15 protein-coding genes are annotated in these 23,654 nt (G+C 71.0%); 6 read left to right on the forward strand and 9 right to left on the reverse strand.

The window, feature by feature from the left end:
- Nucleotides 1-19 precede the first annotated feature (19 nt).
- The 9 genes from ACFWBW_RS10255 to ACFWBW_RS10295 form a co-directional block, all read right to left on the reverse strand.
- Entirely contained in the window at nt 20-1,651 is a 1,632-nt protein-coding gene (locus tag ACFWBW_RS10255; RefSeq protein WP_385370253.1) for an ABC transporter substrate-binding protein, read from the reverse strand.
- A 148-nt stretch (nt 1,652-1,799) separates the two neighbouring features.
- Nucleotides 1,800-2,723: a GNAT family N-acetyltransferase gene (locus ACFWBW_RS10260; RefSeq protein WP_385370255.1), complete on the reverse strand. Its 924-nt coding sequence runs from the start codon at nt 2,721-2,723 to the stop codon at nt 1,800-1,802.
- Between the two features lie 166 nt (nt 2,724-2,889).
- Nucleotides 2,890-3,939, reverse strand: coding sequence for an ABC transporter ATP-binding protein (locus tag ACFWBW_RS10265; RefSeq protein ID WP_385370257.1), 1,050 nt, complete (start codon nt 3,937-3,939; stop codon nt 2,890-2,892).
- Nucleotides 3,932-4,978: an ABC transporter ATP-binding protein gene (locus ACFWBW_RS10270; protein ID WP_385370351.1), complete on the reverse strand. Its 1,047-nt coding sequence runs from the start codon at nt 4,976-4,978 to the stop codon at nt 3,932-3,934. Before ACFWBW_RS10270 ends, ACFWBW_RS10265 begins: the two co-directional genes overlap by 8 nt.
- 20 nt (nt 4,979-4,998) lie before the next feature.
- Nucleotides 4,999-5,946, reverse strand: a complete 948-nt coding sequence (locus ACFWBW_RS10275) for an ABC transporter permease (protein WP_385370259.1) — start codon at nt 5,944-5,946, stop codon at nt 4,999-5,001.
- Entirely contained in the window at nt 5,939-6,871 is a 933-nt protein-coding gene (locus tag ACFWBW_RS10280) for an ABC transporter permease (RefSeq protein WP_385370353.1), read from the reverse strand. Before ACFWBW_RS10280 ends, ACFWBW_RS10275 begins: the two co-directional genes overlap by 8 nt.
- 173 nt (nt 6,872-7,044) lie before the next feature.
- Nucleotides 7,045-8,682, reverse strand: coding sequence for an ABC transporter substrate-binding protein (locus ACFWBW_RS10285; RefSeq protein WP_385370261.1), 1,638 nt, complete (start codon nt 8,680-8,682; stop codon nt 7,045-7,047).
- Nucleotides 8,683-9,122: 440 nt separating this feature from the next.
- Entirely contained in the window at nt 9,123-11,027 is a 1,905-nt protein-coding gene (typA, locus tag ACFWBW_RS10290) for a translational GTPase TypA (protein ID WP_266904846.1), read from the reverse strand.
- A 318-nt stretch (nt 11,028-11,345) separates the two neighbouring features.
- Entirely contained in the window at nt 11,346-13,706 is a 2,361-nt protein-coding gene (locus ACFWBW_RS10295) for an ABC transporter family substrate-binding protein (protein ID WP_385370263.1), read from the reverse strand.
- 361 nt (nt 13,707-14,067) lie between these two features.
- Between ACFWBW_RS10295 and ACFWBW_RS10300 the strand changes: the two genes are divergently transcribed.
- The 6 genes from ACFWBW_RS10300 (at nt 14,068) to ACFWBW_RS10325 (ending at nt 23,604) form a co-directional block, all read left to right on the forward strand.
- Nucleotides 14,068-14,289, forward strand: a complete 222-nt coding sequence (locus tag ACFWBW_RS10300; protein WP_385370265.1) for a hypothetical protein — start codon at nt 14,068-14,070, stop codon at nt 14,287-14,289.
- A gap of 114 nt (nt 14,290-14,403) precedes the next feature.
- Nucleotides 14,404-15,228 carry a hypothetical protein gene (locus ACFWBW_RS10305; protein WP_385370267.1) on the forward strand — a complete coding sequence of 275 codons (825 nt, stop codon included), beginning with the start codon at nt 14,404-14,406 and terminating at the stop codon, nt 15,226-15,228.
- 1 nt (nt 15,229) lies between these two features.
- Nucleotides 15,230-17,143 carry a fumarate reductase/succinate dehydrogenase flavoprotein subunit gene (locus ACFWBW_RS10310; RefSeq protein ID WP_385370269.1) on the forward strand — a complete coding sequence of 638 codons (1,914 nt, stop codon included), beginning with the start codon at nt 15,230-15,232 and terminating at the stop codon, nt 17,141-17,143.
- Nucleotides 17,140-17,913 carry a succinate dehydrogenase/fumarate reductase iron-sulfur subunit gene (locus ACFWBW_RS10315; protein ID WP_385370271.1) on the forward strand — a complete coding sequence of 258 codons (774 nt, stop codon included), beginning with the start codon at nt 17,140-17,142 and terminating at the stop codon, nt 17,911-17,913. The genes ACFWBW_RS10310 and ACFWBW_RS10315 overlap by 4 nt, the downstream gene beginning before the upstream one ends.
- Nucleotides 17,914-17,997: 84 nt before the next feature.
- Nucleotides 17,998-21,342, forward strand: a complete 3,345-nt coding sequence (locus tag ACFWBW_RS10320; protein WP_385370273.1) for a serine/threonine-protein kinase — start codon at nt 17,998-18,000, stop codon at nt 21,340-21,342.
- A gap of 87 nt (nt 21,343-21,429) precedes the next feature.
- Entirely contained in the window at nt 21,430-23,604 is a 2,175-nt protein-coding gene (locus ACFWBW_RS10325) for a TPM domain-containing protein (RefSeq protein ID WP_385370275.1), read from the forward strand.
- Nucleotides 23,605-23,654 lie beyond the last annotated feature (50 nt).

The raw sequence follows: 23,654 nt of genomic DNA on the forward strand, positions 1-23,654 counted from the left end.
GGTTCGATCCGAAGGCGGGTCAGCTGACCTTGATCTGGTCGTACACCGGGACGCTGAACTGGTTGAGCTTCACGTCCGAGACGCGCTCCCCGTAGCCCGCGCTGCCGTTCTGGTACCAGAGCGGGATCGACGGCATCTGCTCGGCGAGGATCTTCTCCGACTCCTGGAACGTGGCCGTCGCCTTGGTGGCGTCGCTCTCGCGGTTGGCCTCGTCGATGAGCTTGTCGAACTCCGGGTTGCTGAACTTGCCGTAGTTCGAGGAGGCGCCCGTGTAGTAGAGCGGCTCCAGGAAGTTCTGGATCAGCGGGTAGTCGGCCTGCCAGCCGGAGCGGAACGGGCCGGTCAGCTTGAAGCTGCTCTGCTGGTTCCTGAAGTCGGCGAAGGTGCCGATAGGGTTGACGGTGCAGACCGGGCCCTCGCCCAGTGTGTTGTTGATGCTGTTGCAGACGGCGTCCATCCACTCGCGGTGCGAGCCGGTGTCCACGTTGGAGGTCAGCGAGACCTTGCCGCCGGGCAGGCCGCCGGCCTCCTGGATGAGCTTCTTGGCCTCGGTGGGGTTGAAGGAGCAGGCCTCGCCGCAGGCGGTGGCGGAGAAGCCGCCCTTGTCGCCGAGGGCCGGTGAGGTCCAGTCCTTGGCCGGGGTGCGGGTCTCGTGGAAGATCTGCTTGGTGATCTCGTCGCGGTTGATCGCCATGGAGATGCCGCGGCGGACCTTCTCCATGCCCTCCTTGCTCCACTGCGGGTCGTACAGCGGGAAGGTGAGGGTCTGGATGATGAGGGCCGGCTGGTTGATGTAGCGGTCGCCGAGGTCGTTCGCGACGTTCTTGAGCTGCTGCGCGGGCACGTCGTCGACCAGGTCGAGGTTGCCGGAGATCAGGTCGGTGTAGGCGGTGTTGTTGTCGGTATAGACCTTCAGGTCCACTCCGCCGTTGACCGCCTTGTCCTCGCCCGCGTAGGCGTCCCACTTGCGCAGCTTCATGCCGGTGCCCTTGGTGTACGAGTCCACCGTGTACGGGCCGTTGCCGACGGGCTTCTTCAGCCAGGCCTCGTGGTCGGTGAAGAAGGCCTTGGGCAGGGGGGAGAACGCCTGGTAGCCGAGGGTCTCGGGCCAGGTGGAGAACTTCTCCTTGAGGGCGACCGTGAAGGTCTTGGGGTCCTTGACGACCAGGCCGGACATGGTCTTGGACTTGGGGTCGCCCTTCTCGGGGTGGACGTCCGCGTACCCGACGATGTCGGAGAAGAAGGGCGAGTTGTTCTGCTTCTTGGTGACGTCCGCGCCGTAGTTCCAGGCGTCCACGAAGGACTGCGCGGTGACCGGCTCGTCGTTGCTGAACTTCCAGCCGTCCTTCAGCGTGATCGTGAAGTTCTGGCTGTCGGTGGTCTCGATCTTCTCGGCGAGGAAGTTCTTCGCCTCACCGGTCTCGGGGTCGTACCGCTTGAGCCCCCGGAAGATCATGTCGAGGACCTTGCCGCCCTGGACCTCGTTGGTGTTGGCGGGCTCCAACGGGTTCTGCGGGTCACCCCACGAGGAGCTGACGATGCCGTCCGCGCCGCCTCCGCCGCTGTCGCTTCCGCCGCCGCCGCAGGCGGTCGCCGCGAGGGCGACGGCCGCCGCACATGCGGCCCACTTGGCGTGGGTGGCTCCGCGCATGGAGTGCCTCCTACTGGATCCCAAGACTCACTTAGGGCCCAATGTCACCCTATGTGGGGTCCCGCACACTCCTCGTTGGACCGATTGCACCCTCGCGCCGCCCGCCTGTCACCCCTGCGAGTGCACAGCGGGGGCTCCCGGCGCGGGGTCACAGCGCCAGCTCCCAGGTGACCACGGCGTAGTGCACCCCCATGCCGTGCGCCTCGTACAGGGCGAGCGCCCCGGTCTCGTTGGCGACGTCCACGCCGAGCCCCACCGTGGAGCGGCCGCGCGCCGCGTGGGCGGCGAAGCCGTGGCGCAGCAGGAAGCCGCCGACGCCCCGGCCGCGCGCCTCCCGACGTACGCCGAGGTGACTGACCCAGCCCATGCTGGTGCGGTCGTCGCGGGTCAGCAGGACGCCTACGTCGCCCAGCTCGGGCAGGCTCGCGATCCACACCAGCGACCAGTCCAGGCCCCGGCCGTCGATGTGGTCCAGCCAGGGTTCGTACGGGCGGTCCACGTGGCCGAAGTGCTCGGCGAAGGTCTCCTCGATCAGGGCGTGCGCGCGCCGGCGCTCCGCCTCGTCGCCGTCGCAGGGGCGAAGGGTGAGCCCCACGGGAGGGGCCGGGGGCAGCTCGGCCCGGTCCACGGCGCGGGTCATCACGTGGTAGCGGCGCACGGTGCGGTAGCCGCGGCCCGGCAGCAGGTCGGCGTCGAGGGTGGGCGCGACGTTGAGCTGGATCCGCAGGAAGGCGTCCGGGGCGCCCGCGGCGAGTTCGCGGGCCCGGACCTCCATCAGTTCCAGCAGCCGGACGGCGGCGGCGCGGTGCCCCGGCAGGACGTAGTGTTCGGAGTCGACGCGCCCCGGGCCCGAGTCGGCCCACACCAGGGCGTAGGCGACCAGCCGGCCGCCCTCGAAGGCGAGCCAGGAGTCCCTCGCGAGGTCGACGTCGGGGTGGTTCAGGTCGGCCTCGACGGCGGCGAGGTCGGTTTCCGGGCGGCCGATCTCGATCAGGTCGACGGCGTTGAGGAGGCCGCAGATGTCCTCGGCGTCCGAGGGCCCGGCGGGCCGCATGGTCAGCAGGTCGCTCATCGGACCACTCTCGGACCGGCGCGGGCGGGCCCGCAACCGGCTTTTCCCGGCGCGTCGGCCGCGCGGGCGGCGCGCGGCCCCGTGCGCGCCCCGCCGCGCACGCGCGGGCGCCCGGTACCGGAGAGATCCGGTACCGGGCGCCGGCGGTGCTTCGTGCGACGCGGGATCAGACGGCCAGGACGGCCTTCTCCTCCGCGAAGTGGCAGGCCGACTCGTGCGCGGCCAGCGACTTGGAGCCCTTGAAGCGCTCCGGGATGGCGAGCAGCGGCTCCTCCACGGAGCACTTCTCCTCGGCCTTCCAGCAGCGGGTGCGGAAGCGGCAGCCCGACGGCGGGTTGGCCGGCGAGGGGACGTCACCGGTGAGGATGATCCGCTCGCGGCCCTCGCGGGCGGCCGGGTCCGGCACCGGCACCGCGGAGAGCAGTGCCTGGGTGTACGGGTGGGTCGGGTGCTCGTAGATCTGCTCGTCGGTGCCGATCTCGGCCATCTTGCCGAGGTACATGACGCCGACGCGGTCCGAGATGTGCCGGACGATCGACAGGTCGTGCGCGATGAAGATGTAGGAGAGGTTGAACTCCTCCTGCAGCTTCTCCATCAGGTTGATGACCTGGGCCTGCACCGACACGTCGAGCGCGGAGACCGGCTCGTCGCAGATGATGATCTCCGGGTTGAGCGCGAGGCCGCGGGCGATGCCGATGCGCTGGCGCTGGCCGCCGGAGAACTGGTGCGGGTACCGGTTGATGTACTCCGGGTTCAGACCGACGACGTCCAGGAGCTCCTGCACCTTGCGGCGCCGGTCGCCCTTGGGGGCCACCTCGGGGTGGATGTCGTAGGTCTCGCCGATGATGTCGCCGACCGTCATGCGCGGGTTCAGCGAGGTGTACGGGTCCTGGAACACCATCTGGATGTTGCGGCGGACGGCCTTCAGGGCGCGGCCGGACAGCTTGGTGATGTCCTGGCCCTTGTAGAAGACCTCGCCCGCGGTGGCGCGTTCCAGGTTCATCAGCAGCTTGGCGACGGTGGACTTGCCACAGCCGGACTCGCCGACGATGCCGAGGGTCTCGCCCTGGTACAGGTCGAAGGAGATCCCGTCGACCGCCTTGACCGCGCCGACCTGCTTCTTGAACAGGATTCCCTGGGTCAGCGGGAAGTGCTTGACCAGGCCGCGGACCTGGAGGATCGGCTCCCGTGCGGGGGCGTTGGTGAGCTCAGCCATGGAGCTGCTCCTTCCAGAAGTGGCAGGCGCTGTGACGGCCGGCCAGCTCGCTGCCGTCCTGCTCGCTGACGGGCTGCAGTGCGGGGATCTCGGACCGGCAGATGTCCTGCGCCGCGGGGCAGCGCGGGCTGAACGAGCAGCCGGTGGGCAGGCGCAGCAGGTTCGGCGGCAGGCCCTTGATCGCGAAGAGCTCCTGGCCCTTCTGGTCCAGGCGCGGGATCGAGTCCAGCAGGCCCCGGGTGTACGGGTGCGCCGGGCGCTTGTAGATCTCGTGGACCGGAGCGGTCTCGACGATCCGGCCGGCGTACATGACCGCGATCTTGTCGGCGACGTCGGCGACCACGCCGAGGTCGTGGGTGATCAGGATCAGACCCATGTTGAGCTCCCGCTGGAGTTCCGCGAGCAGGTCCATGACCTGGGCCTGGACGGTGACGTCCAGGGCCGTGGTCGGCTCGTCCGCGATGATCAGGTCGGGCTCCAGCGCGATCGCCATGGCGATCATGATGCGCTGGCGCATACCGCCGGAGAAGTGGTGCGGGTAGTCGTCGACCCGCTCCTTCGCCGCCGGGATCTTGACCTTCTCCATCAGCTCGATGGCCTTGAGCCGGGCGTCCTTCTTCGACATGCCCTCGTGGACGCGGAACATCTCGCCCAGCTGGTAGCCGACGGTGAGCACCGGGTTCAGGGAGGACAGGGCGTCCTGGAAGATCATGGCGATCTTCCGGCCGCGCAGCTTGCGCCGCTCCTCGAAGCTCATCTTGAGCATGTCCTGGCCGCGGAAGAGGATCTCTCCCTGCGGGATCTTGCCGGGGGGCATGTCGAGGATGCCCATGATGGCCTGGGCCGTCACGGACTTGCCGGAGCCGGACTCGCCGAGCACGGCGAGGGTCTCGCCGGCGCTCACGGAGTAGTTGACGCCGTTGACTGCCTTGGCGACACCGTCGCGGGTGTGGAACTCGACGTGCAGGTCGCGCACTTCGAGGAGCGGCGTCTGCGGGTCCCCGTCACGCGGGGAGGGAAGGCTGGAGGTGTTGTCCATGGTGATCACTTACGCCCTCCTCAGCGCAGCTTGGGGTCGAGGGCGTTGCGGACCGCTTCGCCGAGCATGATGAAGGCGAGGACGGTGATGCTGAGCATGATCGAGGGGTACAGCAGGATGTGCTGGGCCACTCGGATCTGCGCAGACCCTGCGGAGATGTCCACGCCCCACGAGATGGTCGGGGACGCGAGGCCCAGGCCCAGGTAGGACAGGGTGGCCTCCGCCGCGATGTAACCGCCGAGCGCGATCGTGGCGACCACGATCACCGGGGCCATGGCGTTCGGCAGGATGTGCCGGATCAGGATCCGGGAGGTGCCGGCGCCCAGCGCCTTCGCGGCGTGGACGTAGTCGGCCTGCTTCACGGTGATGACCGCGCCGCGCATGACGCGGTTGATCTGTGTCCAGCCGAGGAAGGCCAGGGCGAAGACGACCGTCCACACCGTGCGGTCGGTGAAGGCCTGGAGGACGACCATCGCGCCGAGCAGGAACGGGATGCCGAAGAAGATGTCGGTGACGCGCGACATGATCGCGTCGATGACACCGCCGAAGTAGCCGGCGATCATGCCGGTGATGGCGCCGACCACGGTGACGATCGCGGTCACGGCGATGGCGACGATGACCGAGGCGCGGGTGCCGTAAATGAGGCGCGCGTAGACACTGCGCCCCTGACCGTCCCAGCCGAGCCACTCGGGGGAACCGACCTTGGCCAGCTCCGGCTTGCCGAGGAAGTGGTTGACCAGGTCGCCCTTGGTGGGGTCGATGCTGGTGAACCAGCCCGGGAAGGCGGCGATCAGCAGGAGTACGAAGATCAGCGCCGAGGAGACGACGAAGTAGGGGTTGCGACGCAGGTCGGCCCAGGCGTCACCCCAGAGGCTGCGGGCCTTCTCGGCCTTCACCGGCTCCACCGGGGCGCCGGGCGCCGCGGAGGTCTCGGCCGCCACGATGTCGGTCTTGGTCAGATCAGGCATACCGGATCCTCGGGTCCATGACCGCGTAGAGGAGGTCGACGAGCAGGCTGGCTATCAGGTAGACGACGACCAGGACGGTGACGACACCGACCACCGTCAGTCCCTCGCGGCGGACGACCGATTCGTAGATCAGACCGCCGACGCCCTTGACGTTGAAGATGCCCTCGGTGACGACGGCGCCGCCCATCAGGGCGCCGATGTCGGTACCGAGGAAGGTGACGACGGGGATCATCGAATTGCGCATGAGGTGCACACCGATGACGCGGCGCTTGGGCAGGCCCTTGGCCACGGCGGTGCGCACGTAGTCGGCGCGCAGGTTCTCGGCCATCGAGGTGCGCGTCAGGCGGGCCACGTAGGCGAGCGAGAGCGACCCGAGCACGATCGCCGGTGCGATCAGCTCGCCCCAGGTCTCCTCGGTGCTGACGTTCGGCGCGATCCAGCCGAGCTGGAAGGCGAACACCGACTTGACGATGAAGCCGAGGACGAACACCGGCATCGAGATGATCAGCAGGGTGAGAACCAGGATCAGGTTGTCGACCAGCTTGCCGGCCTTGAGGCCGGCGAGGATCCCGAGGGTCAGGCCCAGGACGATCTCGATGGCGAACGCCAGGAAGGCGAGGCGCAGGGTGACCGGGAAGGCAGCACCGATCACTTCGGTGATCTCACGTCCGCTGCGGATCTGGGATCCGAAGTCGAAGTGGAACAGGATGTTGGTGATGTAGTTGTAGTACTGGTGCCAGATCGGCAGGTCCAAGCCGTGCTCGTGACGCAGGGCGGCCAGTGTTGCCGGGTCCGCACCCTTGTCTCCGAAGAGACCGGCCACGGGGTCGCCGGGCAGGCTGTACACCATCAAAAAGATGAGCAGGGTCGTCCCGAAGAAGACCGGGATCATCTGGAGCAGTCGTCGTGCGACATAGCGCCCCATCATGCCTCCGTAGAAGATGCGGCAGGCGCAGCCGGACGGGCCCTTTCGCCACGCACGCGCGTGACGAATCGTCACTGCGTCGCGAAAGGGCCCCCCGGGCGCTGCATGTAGGCCCGGATGTGGGCCGGCTCCCCGCCGGCCCACATCCGTCGAAAGGAATTACGCGGTAGGACTTACTTCTTGACCTCGACCTGGTCGAGGATCGGGTCGCCGTCCTGGGCGTACTTCACGTTCTGGACCTTCTCGGAGTAGCCCGCGTTGACCTTGTAGTACCAGAGCGGGATGGAAGGCATGTAGTTGACGAGTTCCTTCTCGATGCCCTGGTATGCCTTCACCGCCTCGTCGAGGGACGCGGCGCTGTCGGCCTTGGCGATCTTGGCGTCGAGCTCGGGGTTGGTGAAGCCACCCTGGTTGCCGCCGGCGCCCGTACGGAACAGGTCGCTGATGAAGTTGGCGTTCACCGGGTAGTCGAGGACCCAGCCGGAGCGGTAGATCGACTTGACCTGCTTGGACTTGCGGGCCTGGAGGTCGGCCTGGAAGTCCGGCTTGGCGTCACCGGTGCACTTGACGCCGGTGGCCTGGGTGATGCTGCCGCAGACGGCCTCGACCCATTCCTTGTGACCGCCATCCGAGTTGAACTGGATGAAGATCTCGTTGTTCGGGACACCGCCGCCCGCGGCGATGAGGGCCTTGGCCGCCGCCGGGTCGAACTTGGTGACGTCACCGGCACCGGTCGGCGTGTAGCCGAGGACGCCCTTGGCGACCCAGCCGGTGGCCGGCTCGCGGGTGCCCTGGAGCACGGTCTTGGTGATGGTGTCGCGGTCGATCGCCTTCGACAGACCCTGGATGACCTTCGGGTCGACCTGCTTCGGGGTCTTCCACTGGTCGGCGTAGAACGCGATGGCCAGCGTCTGGACGGCGGAGTACGCCTGGTCCACGGCGCGGTCACCGAGGTCGGCACGGTAGACCGGGAGGTCCTTCGGGCCGATCTGACGCAGGACGTCGACGTTGCCCGACTTCAGGTCCTCGTAGGCGGTCTCGAGGGTGGTGTAGTTCTTGAGGATCACACCACCGTTCTTCGCCTTGTCGGTGCCCTTGTACTCGTCGAAGCGCGTGAGCTCGATCTGCTTCTTGTGCTCCCACGACTTGAACTTGTACGGGCCGTTGCCGACCGGCTTCTCACCGGCGGCCGCGGGGTCCGCGTAGAACGAGGCGGCGAGCGGGGAGAAGACCTCGTAGCCGAGCTTGTACCCGAAGTAGGGCACCGCGCTCGCGAGCTCGATGGTGAAGGTGTTCTCGTCGACGATCTTCAGGCCTTCGAGCGCCTCGGCGGTGGGCTTGGCGCCCTCGGCCTCGGGGTGAAGAGCCTCGAAGCCCTTGATGTCGGCGAACCAGGACGCGTTGCCCTGCTTGTTGTTGATGTTCGCGGCCCAGTTCCACGCCTTGACGTAGGACTCGGCGGTCACCTTGGTGCCGTCGTGGAAGGTCCAGCCCGGCTTCAGCTTGACGGTCCACAGCTTGCTGTCGTCCGTCTTGACCGACTCCGCGTTCACCATGACGAGCTTGCCGTCGGCGTCGTAGTCGACCAGCTGGGAGAACAGACCGGACATCGCGATGGAGCCGTTGGACTCCATCGTGTCGGCCGGGTGCAGGAGCTTCTCCGGCTCGCCCACCTCGATCGAGAAGATGCCGTTCGGGTCAACCTCACCCTTGGCGCCGGCTTCCTTGCCGCCACCGCCGCCACAGGCAGTCGCTGCCAGGGCGACGACAATCGCGCCCGCTACCCACTTGGCGCTCTTGGCACCGCGCATGGGTTTCCTCCTCATGAGTCCACTGTCTGATGTGAAGGACACAGGTGTGCTTCGCCGACACCCCTGACGGCGATAGGACCGGTGTCCCGAGTGTGCTCGTGAGTCGACGCTCCCCACAGCGTGTGACCCATTGACCCGAGCTCAATGGAGCCATCCTCAAGGACTGCTTGACCGTAAACCACACTTAAGTGGTCTCGTTTTCACAACATCGCACTACGGCTAAAACCCGAAATCCGGACAAACGGATAGGAGACAGACATGAACGAAACGGACTGTTAGCTCTTCTTCCGGAGTGTCACGGTCGGTATGCGGACACCGGACCGAAACAATCCGCTTGACAAAAGCGAACAGCCCCTGTCGTCACGGAGACCGTGACGACAGGGGCTGTTCACAAAAGCGCGTACCGGGCAGGACCCAAGTGTGACCTAGGTCCTACGCGACTACTTGCCGGACTTGGCGCGCGAAGCGGTGCGCGAGCGGTCCTTCTGGTCCAGGACGACCTTGCGGATGCGGACGGCCTCGGGGGTCACCTCGACGCACTCGTCGTCGCGGCAGAACTCCAGGGACTGCTCCAGGGAGAGCCTGCGCGGGGGCACCACGTTCTCGGTGTTGTCCGCGGAAGCCGCACGCATGTTGGTGAGCTTCTTCTCCTTGGTGATGTTCACGTCCATGTCGTCGGCGCGGGAGTTCTCGCCGACGATCATGCCCTCGTACACCTCGGTGCCGGGCTCGGTGAACAGGACGCCGCGCTCCTGCAGGTTGATCATCGCGAACGGCGTGACCGAACCGGAGCGGTCGGCGACCAGCGAACCGTTGTTACGGGTCACCAGCGGGCCGAACCACGGCTCGAGGCCCTCGTGGATCGAGTGGGCGATGCCGGTGCCGCGCGTACCGGTCAGGAACTCGGTACGGAAGCCGATGAGGCCGCGGGAGGGAACCACGAACTCCATGCGGACCCAGCCGGAGCCGTGGTTCGACATGTTGTCCATGCGGCCCTTGCGGACGCCCATGAGCTGCGTGACCGCGCCCATGTGCTCCTCGGGGACGTCGACCGTCATGCGCTCGACCGGCTCGTGCACCTTGCCGTCGATCACCTGGGTGACCACCTGCGGCTTGCCGATGGTCAGCTCGAAGCCCTCGCGGCGCATCTGCTCGACCAGGATGGCGAGCGCGAGCTCACCACGGCCCTGGACCTCCCAGGCGTCGGGACGCTCGGTGTCGAGGACGCGGAGCGAGACGTTACCGACCAGCTCGCGGTCCAGACGGTCCTTGACCTGGCGGGCGGTGACCTTACGGTCCTTGACCGCGGACTTGGCGTCCGCGCCCTTGCCGCTGCCGCCGCGGCCGACCATCGGGGAGGTGTTCGTACCGATGGTCATCGAGATCGCCGGCTCGTCGACCGAGATCAGCGGGAGCGCGATCGGGTTCTCCGGGTCGGCCAGGGTCTCGCCGATCATGATGTCGGGGAAACCGGCGACCGCGCAGATGTCACCCGGGCCCGCCACCTCGGCCGGCTTGCGGGTGAGCGCCTCGGTCATCATCAGCTCGGTGATGCGGACGTTGGAGATGGTGCCGTCACGCTTGATCCACGCGACGGTCTGGCCCTTGCGGAGCTCGCCCTGCTCGACGCGCACCAGCGCGATGCGGCCGAGGAAGTTGTCCGCGTCCAGGTTGGTGACGTGGGCCTGGAGGGGGGCCTCCTCGTCGTACACCGGGGCCGGGACGTGCGCCAGGATGGTGGAGAAGAAGGGCTCCAGGCTGTCGCTGTCCGCGGGGACGGTGCCGTCCTCCGGCTTGGTCAGCGAGGCCACGCCGTCACGGCCACAGGCGTAGACGATCGGGAACTCGATCTGGTCCTCGTCGGCGTCCAGGTCGAGGAAGAGGTCGTACGTCTCGTTGACGACCTCGTCGATCCGGGAGTCCGGGCGGTCCGTCTTGTTGATACAGAGGATGACCGGCATCTTCGCCTGCAGGGCCTTGCGCAGGACGAAGCGGGTCTGGGGCAGGGGACCCTCGGAGGCGTCCACCAGCAGGACGACGGCGTCCACCATCGACAGACCGCGCTCGACCTCACCACCGAAGTCGGCGTGGCCGGGGGTGTCGATGATGTTGATCGTGATCGGGGCCGACCCGTCCTTCGGGTGGTACTTCACCGCCGTGTTCTTGGCGAGGATCGTGATGCCCTTCTCACGCTCCAGGTCGTTCGAGTCCATCATGCGGTCGTCGAGGTGCTGGTGGGCGGCGAAGGCACCGGCCTGCTTGAGCATGGCATCGACGATGGTCGTCTTGCCATGGTCGACGTGGGCGACGATGGCGACGTTACGGATGTCGTGGCGCGTGGGCACTTCGGCGCTTCTCCCGGGATCGTGGATGGCGACGCGTACGGTCCGGCACGCGCGCCTCGACCGGGCGGAAAACCTGCCACGGCCTTACCCCATCGTACGTCGGCTGGCGGGAACCGCCTGCCGGGGGGTCTGTCAAGAGGCCGGACGACTGAGCGGGGACGGGTCCTGGGTGGGGGGACTCGACCGTGGATGAAGCCTGTAAACACGCGGGTCAATGGGTGTGTACGACCCTGCCCGCCGGTGATCCGGCGGGCAAGGGACTTGAGTCACATCTGAGCTTGAGACCTTCGAATCAACCCCGGATGCACCCCTTCGTCATCACTTCTTCTTCTCGTTCTTCTTCCCCGCGGCCGCCTTCTTCCAGCCGATGTCCTGGTAGCGCGGGGCTCCGAGGCCGAAGGCGCCCGCGTTGGTCAGGCCGGGCTTCACGGCGACCAGCTCGGGTCGCTGGTAGAGCGGGATGGAGCCGGCCGTGGCCCAGATCCGGGCGTCCGCCTTGCGCATCAGCTCGCGCGAGGCCGCCTCGTCCAGCTCGCCGAGCGCCTGGTCGAAGAGCTGGTCGATGTGGTCGGTGCCGACCCGGGTGTAGTTCTGTTCGACCAGCAGCGAGCCGTCGGCGGCCGGCTCCGGCTTGGCGAAGATGGGCCGGGCGTCGGTGGCCGGGTAGGCGGTCGCGGGCCACGAGTAGAGCGCCAGGTCGTACTGGCCCGAGGCGATGTGGTCCTTGAAGAAGCTCTCGTCGGGCACCTTGACCAGCTCGGTCTGCACGCCGACCTTCCGGAGCATCTGCGAGATCCGCTCGCCCACCGTGCGCAGCGCCTCCGAGCCGGGGCCGGCCGGCAAGACGAAGCGCAGGGCGAGCGGCTTGCCGTCCTTGGCGAGCATGCTGCCGGAGGTGCGTACGGCCTGCTTGGCGGGGGCCGGGGCGGTGCTCGCCCCGTCCTGGGCCGCCGGTTCGGCGGCGGCTTCGGCGTCCAGGTCCGGGCTGCGCTTGCCGTCGTCCACGGCGTCGGCCCGGGCCTCGGACTGCGCTTCGGCCTGGGTGCGCAGGTGCTGCTCCTGGAGGGCCGCGAACGGGGCCGGGGCGAGCACCGGGGAGGGGGCGTCCTGCCCGCCCTGCCCGCTCTCGGCGAAGGCATCGGCGTCGACGATCTCCCCGTCCTGAGCGGGCTGCCCGTCTCCGTTGCGCCCGTCGTCCTGGCCGACGATGTAGAGGCCGTCGTTCCCGGTGCCCGGACCCGCGGCCGGGACCGCCGGGGTCTTGGAGTCGTCCGTCTCCTTGGCGGCCTCCGAGCCCGCCTTGGCGCCCGCCGGGGCGGTGAGCTTGCCGCCCCGGCGCCAGCCGGCGTCCGCGAGCAGGGCCTGCGAGGCCTGGGTGTCCTGGCCGCCCAGGGCCTCGCTGTTGTCGGCGTACGACTGCTGCCCGGCGAGCGCGAGGTGGCTGCCGACCGGCTTCGCGGGCAGGCCCAGCGGCTTCAGGACGATGTCGGCGAGCGCCTGGCGGTCCAGGGCGCGGGCCACGGCGCGGCGCACCCGCTCGTCGGCGAGCGGGCCGCTCGCGCCGTTCATGGCGAGCTGGGTGTAGGCGGGCTCCAGGGACTTGCGGACGGTGAAGCCGCGCAGGGCGCTCTGCTCCTCGGCGTACCGCTTCACCGCCTCCGCGTGCTTCTGGCGGGTGGCCTGGGCTTCCTGGGCCTTGTCCTCGTCCGGTCCGAAGGCGAGCGCCCACGACAGGGTGGCCTGCGCGGGCGTCACCGAGGCGGCGGGGCCGTGGGCCCCCGCGCCTCCGGCGCCCTTGTCGGTCTTGGCCGCCGCGCGGCGGGCCAGGGCGATCCGGTCGGCCCCGGTGCGGTCGATCTCCGCCAGGTCGAGCTTGCCGGCGGCCAGCGCGGCCGGGCGTTCGGAGCGGGGCACCGCGGTGAGGACCAGGGTGTCGAGCTTGGCGGGGCTGCCCCACCAGCGCGGGTTGCGGGTCAGCGAGGCCGTACCGGTCTTCTTGTCGATGGCGCCCAGACCGAAGGGGCCCGCGGTGACCTTCAGGGCGCCCCGGGCCCCCTCGTTGAAGCTCTCCGGGGTGCCGGTGACCTGCTTGGGGTAAAGGGGGCTGAAGAGGGAGCGCCAGTCGGCGTACGGCCTGACGAAGGTGACCTTGACCTCCAGGTCCGTCTTGCCGCGCTCGATCTTCTCGATCCGGTCGTAGCCGGCGTTGCGCGCCGTCCAGTACGCGGAGTCCTTGCCGTTCAGGGCCCGCCACTGGGCGACGAAGTCGGCGGCGCCGATCTCGCGGCCGTCGCTCCAGACCGCCTGCTGGTTGAGCTTGTACAGGACGACCTGCTTGGGCTCCCGCTCTACGACCTCGGCCTTCTCCAGGTAGTCGGGGTTGGCCACCGGCCGCCCCTTGCCGTCCAGCACGAACAGCTGGGGCAGCACCGCCCCGGCGATCCGGTTGGTGGTGGCGTCCGCATCGGCCTGGAAGGCGTTGAGGGTGCCCGGCATGGAGTCGACGGCCCACCGCACCACCCCGCCGTCGGCGACCTTGTCGCGGGTGGCGGCCGCGATGTCCTGCCCGGCGGCGGCCGGGCCGCCCTCGTCTTCACCCGCGCCGCAGCCCGCGAGCAGCGGCAGTGCAAGAACTCCCGAGGTCAGGAGCGCCAAGGACCTGCGCCTTCTCTGGGACATGGGTGGTACCTCCGGGACGGGGCGTGGGGGGCCGTGAAAGCGGATGTTTCGATCACGTTCGGCGGTATATGGAGCTGATCACACTGGGTGCCGAAACCCACTGAAATCGACACCCCGCCACAGCCACCGCAGCCGACCCCCGCCACGCCGCGAACCCCACCCGTGCGGACCAATCCGGCTTGCTTTCCGGACGGGCGTTCCCCCGTAAGAGGGATGAAAATGGGGGCAGGGAGGGGCGCACAGTTCGCGCCTGCGCGCCCGCAATCGCTGCACGTCCCTTCACAACCGGGGACGGGAGGCGCGACACTCGCAGGCGCACATGAGCGTTGCCACCGCACCCAAGGTGAAGTGAGGGCAAATCATGTCCCTGCAAGACGATTTGACCGCCGTACGGCGCAACCTGAACGAGCTGGTCCGCTCGGTGGAGCAGCTGGAGAGGGATGTCGCGCGGCAGACGCCGGCCGCCTCCCGGCCTCCCGGCGCGGGCGCGATGGTCAGCGTCCCGGACACCCCGTACGACAGTGCGCTGTGGACGGACGCCGACGACGAAGGTCTCGGTGCCCGCGACCGCCGCGCTCCCTGACCCACCCTGACCCACCCTGTCCCGCACACCCCACCACCCCACCGGACCCGGTCACCCGCAGCGACGGCGGCCGGGCCCCCGGGGCACCCCTCATCACTCCACTCGGAGTCCCTCTTGGCCACAGGCACCCAACCACCGGCACAGCGGCCCGGCGGCGTCCACGACGCCTCGCGGGCCGCGATCGCAGCCCGGCACCTGCGCACCGACCGGTGGTGGCTCTCCCCCGCCGGCACCGCGGCCGGGCTGCTCGCCTTCATCGTCTACTCGAGCTGGCGGGCCTTCGCCAACGCCGACTACTACGCGGCGCCGTACGTCTCGCCCTTCTACTCCCCGTGCCTCGCGGAGAACTGCCAGGAGATGCGCGGCGGCCCGAACCTGGACCTCTTCGGCAGCTGGTGGGGCCTGTCCCCCGCGCTGCTGATCCTGGTCTTCCCGCTCGGCTTCCGGCTGACCTGCTACTACTACCGCAAGGCCTACTACCGGGGCTTCTGGGCCTCGCCGCCCGCTTGCGCGGTCGCCGAGCCGCACGCCTCGTACAGCGGGGAGACCCGCTTCCCGCTGATCTTCCAGAACATGCACCGGTACTTCTTCTACGCGGCGGTCCCGGTCGCGGGCATCCTCACGTACGACACCGTGCTGACCTTCCGCGACGAGCACTACGCGTGGGGCCACATGGGTCTGGGAACCGTGCTGTTCCTGCTCAACATCGGGCTGATCTGGGCGTACACGCTGTCCTGCCACTCCTGCCGGCACATCATGGGCGGCCGCCTGAAGCACTTCTCCAAACACCCGGTCCGCTACCGCCTGTGGGGCTGGATCAGCCGCCTCAACACCCGTCACATGCAGCTGGCGTGGGCCTCCCTGATCAGCGTCGCCGCGTGCGACTTCTACGTCTACCTGGTGGCCAGCGGCGCTTTCTCCGACCCGAGGATCTTCTGAGATGGCTCAAGTGGAACGGCAGCAGTGGGACGTGGTCGTGGTCGGCGCGGGCGGCGCCGGGCTGCGGGCCGCGATCGAGGCGCGCGAGCGGGGCGCCCGTACGGCCGTGATCTGCAAATCCCTCTTCGGCAAGGCCCACACCGTGATGGCGGAGGGCGGGATCGCCGCCTCCATGGGCAACGTCAACGAGGGCGACAACTGGCAGGTGCACTTCCGCGACACCATGCGCGGCGGCAAGTTCCTGAACCAGTGGCGGATGGCGGAGCTGCACGCCAAGGAGGCCCCGGACCGGGTCTGGGAGCTGGAGACCTGGGGCGCGCTCTTCGACCGCACGCCCGACGGGAAGATCTCGCAGCGCAACTTCGGCGGGCACGAGTACCCCCGGCTCGCGCACGTCGGCGACCGGACCGGGCTGGAGCTGATCCGCACCCTCCAGCAGAAGATCGTCCAGCTCCAGCAGGAGGACTTCAAGGAGTACGGGGACTACGAGGCCCGGCTCAAGGTCTTCCAGGAGTGCACGGTCACGAGGATCCTGAAAGACGGGGAGCGGGTCTCCGGGACCTTCTGCTACGAGCGCGAGACCGGGCGGTTCTTCGTCCTGGAAGCCCCGGCGGTGGTGCTGGCCACGGGCGGGATCGGGAAGTCCTTCAAGACCACCTCCAACTCGTGGGAGTACACCGGCGACGGCCACGCGCTGGCGCTGCTCGCCGGGGCCCCGCTGCTGAACATGGAGTTCGTGCAGTTCCACCCGACCGGCATGGTCTGGCCGCCCTCGGTGAAGGGGATCCTCGTCACCGAGTCGGTGCGCGGCGACGGCGGGGTGCTGCGCAACAGCGAGGGCAAGCGGTTCATGTTCGATTACATCCCGGACGTGTTCAAGGAGAAATACGCGCAGTCCGAGGAGGAGGGCGACCGCTGGTACGAGGACCCGGACCACAACCGGCGCCCGCCCGAGCTGCTCCCCCGCGACGAGGTGGCCCGCGCCATCAACTCCGAGGTCAAGGCGGGGCGCGGATCCCCGCACGGCGGGGTGTTCCTCGACGTGTCCACCCGGATGCCGGCCGAGAGGATCAAGCGGCGGCTCCCGTCGATGTACCACCAGTTCAAGGAGCTGGCGGACGTGGACATCACCGCCGAGGCGATGGAGGTCGGCCCGACCTGCCACTACGTGATGGGCGGCATCGCCGTCGAGTCCGATACGGCCGCCACCCTCGGGGTGCCGGGCCTGTTCGCCGCCGGTGAGGTCGCGGGCGGGATGCACGGCTCGAACCGGCTCGGCGGGAACTCCCTGTCCGACCTGCTGGTCTTCGGCCGGCGGGCCGGGCTGCACGCCGCCGAGTACGCGGCGCGGGACGCCCCGGCCGTCGGCGGGCGGCCCGAGGTGTCCCAGGCGCAGATCGACGCGGCGGCCGCGGAGGCGCTGGCCCCGTTCCATGCCGCCGAGGGCGCGGAGAACCCGTACACCCTCCACCAGGAGCTGCAGACGGCCATGAACGACCTCGTCGGGATCATCCGCCGCGAGGGCGAGATGGCCCAGGCGCTGGAGAAGCTGGCGGCCCTGCGGGTACGGGCCTCCCGGGCCGGGGTCGAGGGGCACCGGCAGTTCAACCCGGGCTGGCACCTGGCCCTGGACCTGCGCAACATGCTGCTGGTCAGCGAGTGCGTGGCCCGCGCGGCCCTCGAGCGCACCGAGAGCCGGGGCGGGCACACCCGCGAGGACTGCCCGGCGATGGAGCGGTCCTGGCGGCCGGTGAACCTGCTGTGCCGGCCCGTGGACCCCGCTCCCTCGGATCCGGCGGCGGACCGGATCGAGCTGACCCGGGTGCGCACCGATCCCATCCGATCCGACCTGCTCGCGCTCTTCGAGAAGGAAGAGCTGGTCAAGTACCTCGCCGAAGAGGAGCTCTACGAGTGAGTACCTACGATGCCGCGTTCCGGATCTGGCGGGGCGACGCGGAGGGTGGTGAGCTGCGCGACTTCACCGTGGAGGTGCACGACGGAGAGGTGATCCTGGACATCGTCCACCGGCTCCAGGCCACCCAGGCCTCCGACCTCGCGGTGCGGTGGAACTGCAAGGCGGGCAAGTGCGGTTCGTGCAGCGCGGAGGTCAACGGGCGGCCTCGGCTGATGTGCATGACGCGCATGTCGACCTTCTCCCGCGAGGAGACGATCACCGTGACCCCGCTGCGGGCCTTCCCGATCGTCCGCGACCTGGTGACGGACGTGTCCTTCAACTACCAGAAGGCGCGCGAGGTGCCCGCCTTCGTGCCGCCGGCCGGGGTGGCGCCGGGCGAGTACCGGATGCAGCAGATCGACGTGGAGCGCTCGCAGGAGTTCAGGAAGTGCATCGAGTGCTTCCTGTGCCAGGACACCTGTCACGTGGTGCGCGACCACGAGGAGAACAAGGGGGCCTTCGCCGGTCCGCGCTTCCTGATGCGGGTGGCGGAGCTGGACATGCACCCGCTGGACGCGGCGGCCGAGGCGGGCCTGGACCGCAAGCGCGCGGCGCAGGAGGAGCACGGGCTCGGTCTCTGCAACATCACCAAGTGCTGCACGGAGGTCTGCCCCGAGGGGATCAAGATCACCGACAACGCCCTGATCCCGCTGAAGGAGCGGGCCGTGGACCGCAAGTACGACCCGCTGGTGTGGCTGGGGAACAAGATCGGGCGCCGTTCCGGCTCGTAGCCGCCCCCAGCTGTTCACTTCGCACGACAGAATGCCCCCTGAGCAACGTTGTTGACGTCACGTCAGGGGGCATTCGCGGTGCGGGTGGGGGATCAGCTGGCGGGCCGGTACCGCCTCGAACAGCGGCTCGGCCAGGGCGGCATGGGCGAGGTGTGGCGGGCGCAGGACACGGCGCTGGAGCGGGCCGTGGCGGTGAAGGTACTGCTGGAGGCGGCCACGAACGACGAGCTGGTCGCCCGCTTCCGGCGCGAGGCCACGATCGGGGCGCGGCTCCAGCACCCCGGCATCACCGTGGTGCACGACGTGGGCCAGGAGGACGGCCGACTCTTCATCGTGATGGAGCTGCTCGCGGGCGAGGACCTGCGCACGGCGCTGATCCGGGCTCCGGGCGGGATGCCGGTGGCGGTCGCACTGGATCTCGCCGCGCAGACCGCCGAGGCGCTGGCCGCCGCGCACGAACGCGAGGTGATCCACCGCGACTTGAAGCCGGCCAATCTCTTCCTGCTGCCCGGGGGCCGGCTGAAGATCTGCGACTTCGGCATCGCGCACTCCTCCGACGCCACGGCCGGCTGGACGGTGACCGGCCGGATCTTCGGCAGCCCGCCGTACATGGCCCCCGAGCAGTGGCGGGGCGAGCGGGTGGACGCCCGGTGCGATCTGTACGCGCTGGGGGGCGTGCTGTACGCGCTGCTGAGCGGGGAGCCGCCCTTCGGTGAGGCCGAGAGCCCGTACGTCCTGATGCGCCGGCACATCGAGGATCCGCCGCTCCCGCTGCGCGTGGCCGGCGCCCCGGTCCCGCCGGAGCTGGAGCGGATGGTGCTGCACCTGCTGGCCAAGGACGCGGCGGACCGGCCGGAGTCGGCGGACGGGGTGGCGAAGGCGCTGCGGGCGTTGCTGCGGGCGGGGGTGGGGTCCGCGGTGGGCTCGGAGGTGTCCGTGGGGCTTGCGGCCTCGGCGGGTACGGCGGGTACGGGCGGTACGGCGGGTACGGGCGGTACGGCGGGTACGGGCGGTACGGCGGGTACGACGGCCCTGGCGGATCCGCCCGGGGGCTCCGGGGCTCCCGGGAGCGGGTACGAGCCCGGCCCCGTGCCCGCGCCGGACGCCGGGGGCGTGTTCGGGCCCGTCGCCGTGCCCGCGCCGCACACCGGGACCGCCGCCGCACCGGACTCCTCGGCCGTTCCCGCGGCCGTACGGGATTTCGTACGGGACCTGCTGCTGGAGGTGGAGGAGTCGCTGCGCGCGCTGCCCGCCGGGGCCGAGGCGAGGATCGAGGTGCTGGCCGTCGCCGCCGATGCCGCGGCCCGCTTCGACGGCGGGCTCGCCGGGCGGCTGCTGGCCGAGGCCGAGGCGGCGGCGTGGGAGGGCGGCGGGGGCGACGGCGCGCGGTCGGCCCGGTTGCTGACCGGGCTGGCCAAGGACACCTCCGCCCACGCCCCGGCGCGGGCCCGGCGACTGCTGACCGACGCGCACCAGGCGCTGTTCACCGTGTTCGGCTCCAACCGGTCGGGCCCGCTGCGCGCGGTGGCGGAGGAGCTGGCCAGGGTCGCGCCGGAGCGGGCCGCGCAGATCGCGGCGGACCACTTCGCGGACGGCCCGGCCGAGAAGCGGCTCGTCGCCCGCATCGCCACGGCGGTCGCGGCGGCCGATCCCGCCGAGGCCGAACTGGGCCTCGCGCTGATCCGGGACGCCGGGCTGCGCGGGGCCGCCACCTACGACATGGTGCTGGCCGTCGCCCCGAACGACCTGGCGGCGGCCCTGCGCCTGAGCGAGCGGATCGGCTCCGCCGGGGGCCGGCTGCTGGCGCTGTGCCAGGTGGCGCGTGACCGTGCCGGGGCCGGGGACCCGGCGGGCGGGGCCCGGGCGCTGGCGCAGGCCGAGGAGGAGCTGCCCCGGTTCCTGGAGGAGCGGGCGGCCTGGCTGCGCGAGGAGGCCGCGCACCACGCCGAGCGGGGGCAGCTCGTACAGGCGGAGCGGCTGCGGAACCAGGCCGCCGGGCTGCTGCGCCGCCACCCGCAGGAGGCCGAGGACGAGAAGGCCGACCACGCCCTGGCCTCGCTGGCCTCGGCCCGGGCCCGCGTCGAGCGGGAGGCTCGGCCGCCGCTGGACCCCGTGGCGGCGCGGGAGCGTGCGGGCCGGGCCCGCAACCTGCCGGACGCGGCGGAGCGGGCGCGCGCGCTGGCCCGGATCGCCCGGGAGTGCGTGGCGGCGGGCGGGACGCCCTGGCTGGCGGAGGCCGCCGCCGACGCCGGGAGCCCGCCACCGCCGGGGGCCGCGGTGCTGAGCGGCCCGGCAGCCACGAGGAAGGCCGGCGGGGGCAGGGCTCCGGCAGGGGTCCGCGCCTGGCACACGGGCGCCCGGCCGGACGCCCTGTACGCGGCCGGCGCCCATGTGGTGTGGCGGTCGGGGCCCGAGGTGGGCTGCGTACGGGCCGACGTGGGCGCGACCCGCTGGACGGCCCGCGGCGACGAGGGCGCGGGCGCGCCGCCCCTGCCCGGAGCCGGGCAGGTACTGGTGTCCTGCACGGCGGACGCCGGCACGGTCTACGTCGAGGTGCGGCGGCAGGGCACGCCGGGGGTACGGCTGCTGGCGCGCGAGCCGCGGGACGGCCGGGTGCGCTGGTGGCGGGACCTGCCCGGCACGCAGCCGCCGCCCGGCACCGCGGGCGCCGGCCTCCCCGGGCCGCGGCCGCTGCGCAGCGCCGGGCCGGTGCTGGTGCACGGGGCACCGGGGGACCTGACCGCGCTGCGGGCGGCGACGGGCGAGATCCTGTGGCAGCGCCCCGTTCCCGACCCGGCGACGCGCTCTCCCGCCGCGGTGGGCGACTGCCTGGTCCTCGCGGACGATCAGCGGCTGCGGGCGCTGCACCTGCCGACCGGCCGCCCGGTGTGGTCCTTCCAGCGGTCCCGCCCCACGGCGCGCACGCTGCACGATCCGCGGCTCGCCGGGAGCGGCCTGGTCCACCTGCTGGACGAGGGCGCGCTGCTGGCCCTGGACCAGGGCTCCGGCCGGGAGGTGTGGCGCTGCGCGCCGGGCGCCCTGACGGAGGGCCTGCTCGTGGAAGGCGGCACGGTGTACGCGGCCTCGCACGCGGCGGAGGGCCGGGACGGCTGGGACGCAGTCCTCGCGCTCGACGCGGCGACGGGCGCGCTGCGCTGGCAGCGCCAGGCGGCCCGGTGCGGCGGGGCGGGGTGCGGGCTCGAACTGCTGGGTCTGCGGCCCGGCGGCCTGTACGTCAAGGTCCCCCAGGGCGGGCGGCGCGGGCTCCTCGGCCGCTCGTCGGATCCGTACGTGGCGGTCCTGGACCCCTTCTCGGGCAGACCGCGCCGGCACTGGGACCACCCGCCGCTGGCCACGGCCGACGCCCTGCTGATCGGCGACCACCTGGTCCTCTCCCGCCCGGAACTCGCGGCGTACGGCCTGCCGTAGCCGCCCCCGCTCCCCGCCCGGTTTCCCGCCCCCGCACCCGTAGGTCTCCGGATGCGGGGGCGGGAAACCGCCCATACTCTCCCAAATGTGACTCCGCCGAGAAGCAGGACGAAGAGACGTCAGGGACGCACCTCCGCCGCGATACCCGTCCGGACCGGCCTCGCCCTCGCCGCCGCGCTGCTCGCGCTCACCGGCTGGGCGACGGCCACCGCCCCGGACGCCCGGGCCGACGACCCGGTCACCCTGTCCCAGCAGGGGCAGATCACCGACCGGGTGGGTGCGCTGGGCGACCGGGGGCCCGAGGTCACCGCCGCGCTGGACAAGCTGTACGCCGACCGGAAGGTCCAGCTGTTCGTCACGTACGTGCGCGACTTCTCCGGCCGGTCGGCGCAGAGCTGGGCCGACGCCACCGCCCAGAAGAACGGCCTCGGCCAGAACGACGTCCTGCTGGCCATCGCCACCGGGGCCCGGCAGTACGCCTATTCGGCCGATGTCGACTCCGGTTTCACCGAGCAGCAGCTCGCGGCGGTCGCGCAGACCGCCATCGAGCCGGCCCTCAAGCAGAACGACTGGGCGGGAGCCGCGATCGGCGCCGCCAACGGCTACGACGCCGTCCTGGGCGGACTGCCCGTACCGGTGCCGGCCATCGTCCCCGGTGAGGCCGACCCCGGAGGCGCCGCGGCGAGCGGCGGCGAGAGCGGCGCCGGGGACTTCGTCCTCCCGGTGGTCGCGGTCGGTGCGGCCGGCGCCCTCGGGGCGTACGCGTACACCCGCCGCAAGCGTAGGCAGGCGGGCGGCGGCAGCGGCGGCTCGAAGACCACCGGCTGGTCGGGGCAGGGACCCGCCCCGACCAGCCTGCCGGAGCTGGACGCCAAGGCCAAGGCCCTGCTGGTGGAGACGGACGACGCGATCCGTACCAGCACCGAGGAACTCGGTTTCGCCACAGCCCAGTTCGGCGAGGAGGCGGTGGCGGCCTTCACGCAGGCGGTGGAGTTCGGGAAGAGCGAGCTGACGGCCGCGTTCCGGCTGCGCCAGCAGCTCGACGACGCGTACCCGGAGGACGACGCCACCCGCCGCAGGATGCTCGACGAGATCGTGGCCCGCTGTACGGAGGCGAGCCGGCGGCTCGACGCCGAGTCGGCGGACTTCGACCGGCTGCGGGACCTGGAGAAGAACGCCCCGCAGGCACTGGAGACCGTGGAGGCCCACTTCCGCGCCCTGACGGGCCGTACGACCACGGCGGAGGCCACCCTCACGGCGCTCGGCCGCCAGTACGCGGACTCCGCGGCGGCGCCGGTGGTCTCCAACCCCGAACAGGCCAAGGACCGGCTGCTGTTCGCGACGACCAGCCTCGGCGAGGCACGCGCAGCGATCGGCGCCGGGGACAACGGCAAGGCCGCCGTGCACGTCCGGGCGGCCGAGGGCGCCGTGGACCAGGCGGCGACCCTGGTCGACGCGGTGGAGCGGCGCGCGCAGGAACTGGCGGAGGCCGCCGGGAAGCTGCCCGGCGCGCTCAACGAGACGGACACCGACCTCGCCGACGCGCGCGGGCTGCTGAGCGGCACCACCGAGGGCTCGACCGCCGATCTGCGCGGCCGGATCAGCCGGGCTGAGGCCGTACTGGCCGACGTACGCCAGGAGCAGGCCGCCGGCCGGTACGACCCGATGGACGCGCTGCGCCGCGTCGAGGAGGCCGACGCGGCCCTCGACGAGGCGCTGGCCGGGGCCCGCGAGCGGGAGTCGGGCCGGCAGCGGGCCGCGGCCCTGCTCGACCAGGCCCTGCTGACGGCCCGCAGCGCGATCGGCGCGGCCACGGACTACATCACCACCAGCCGGGGCGCCATCGGCAGCCAGGCCCGCACCCGGCTGGCGGAGGCCCAGCGCCACCTGGAGCGGTCCACGTCCCTGGCGGGCTCGGACCCGGCGGGCGCGCTCGCCGAGGCCCAGCAGGCGGATTCGCTCGCGCGCCAGGCGCAGCAGTTGGCCGAACAGGACGTACGGGGCTACCAGAACCCGTACGGCGGTGGCGGCCGGCAGCAGGGCGGCGGCATGGGCGGCGCGGTGCTCGGCGGGATCATCCTCGGCGAGATCCTGGGCGGCGGACGCGGCGGAGGCGGCTTCGGCGGCGGGGGCGGAGGCGGCTTCGGCGGCGGGGGCGGAGGCGGCTTCGGCGGCGGCTTCGGCGGGGGCGGCGGACGCGGCCCCGGCTCCTTCGGCGGCGGGGGCACCCGCGGCCGGATGGGCGGCGGCGGCCGCTTCTGACGCACGCACCGACCGCTTCCCGGGGGCCCCGGCAGGCACCCCCTTCCTTC

The sequence above is a fragment of the Streptomyces sp. NPDC059957 genome (assembly GCF_042730015.1).
Lineage (GTDB): Bacteria > Actinomycetota > Actinomycetes > Streptomycetales > Streptomycetaceae > Streptomyces.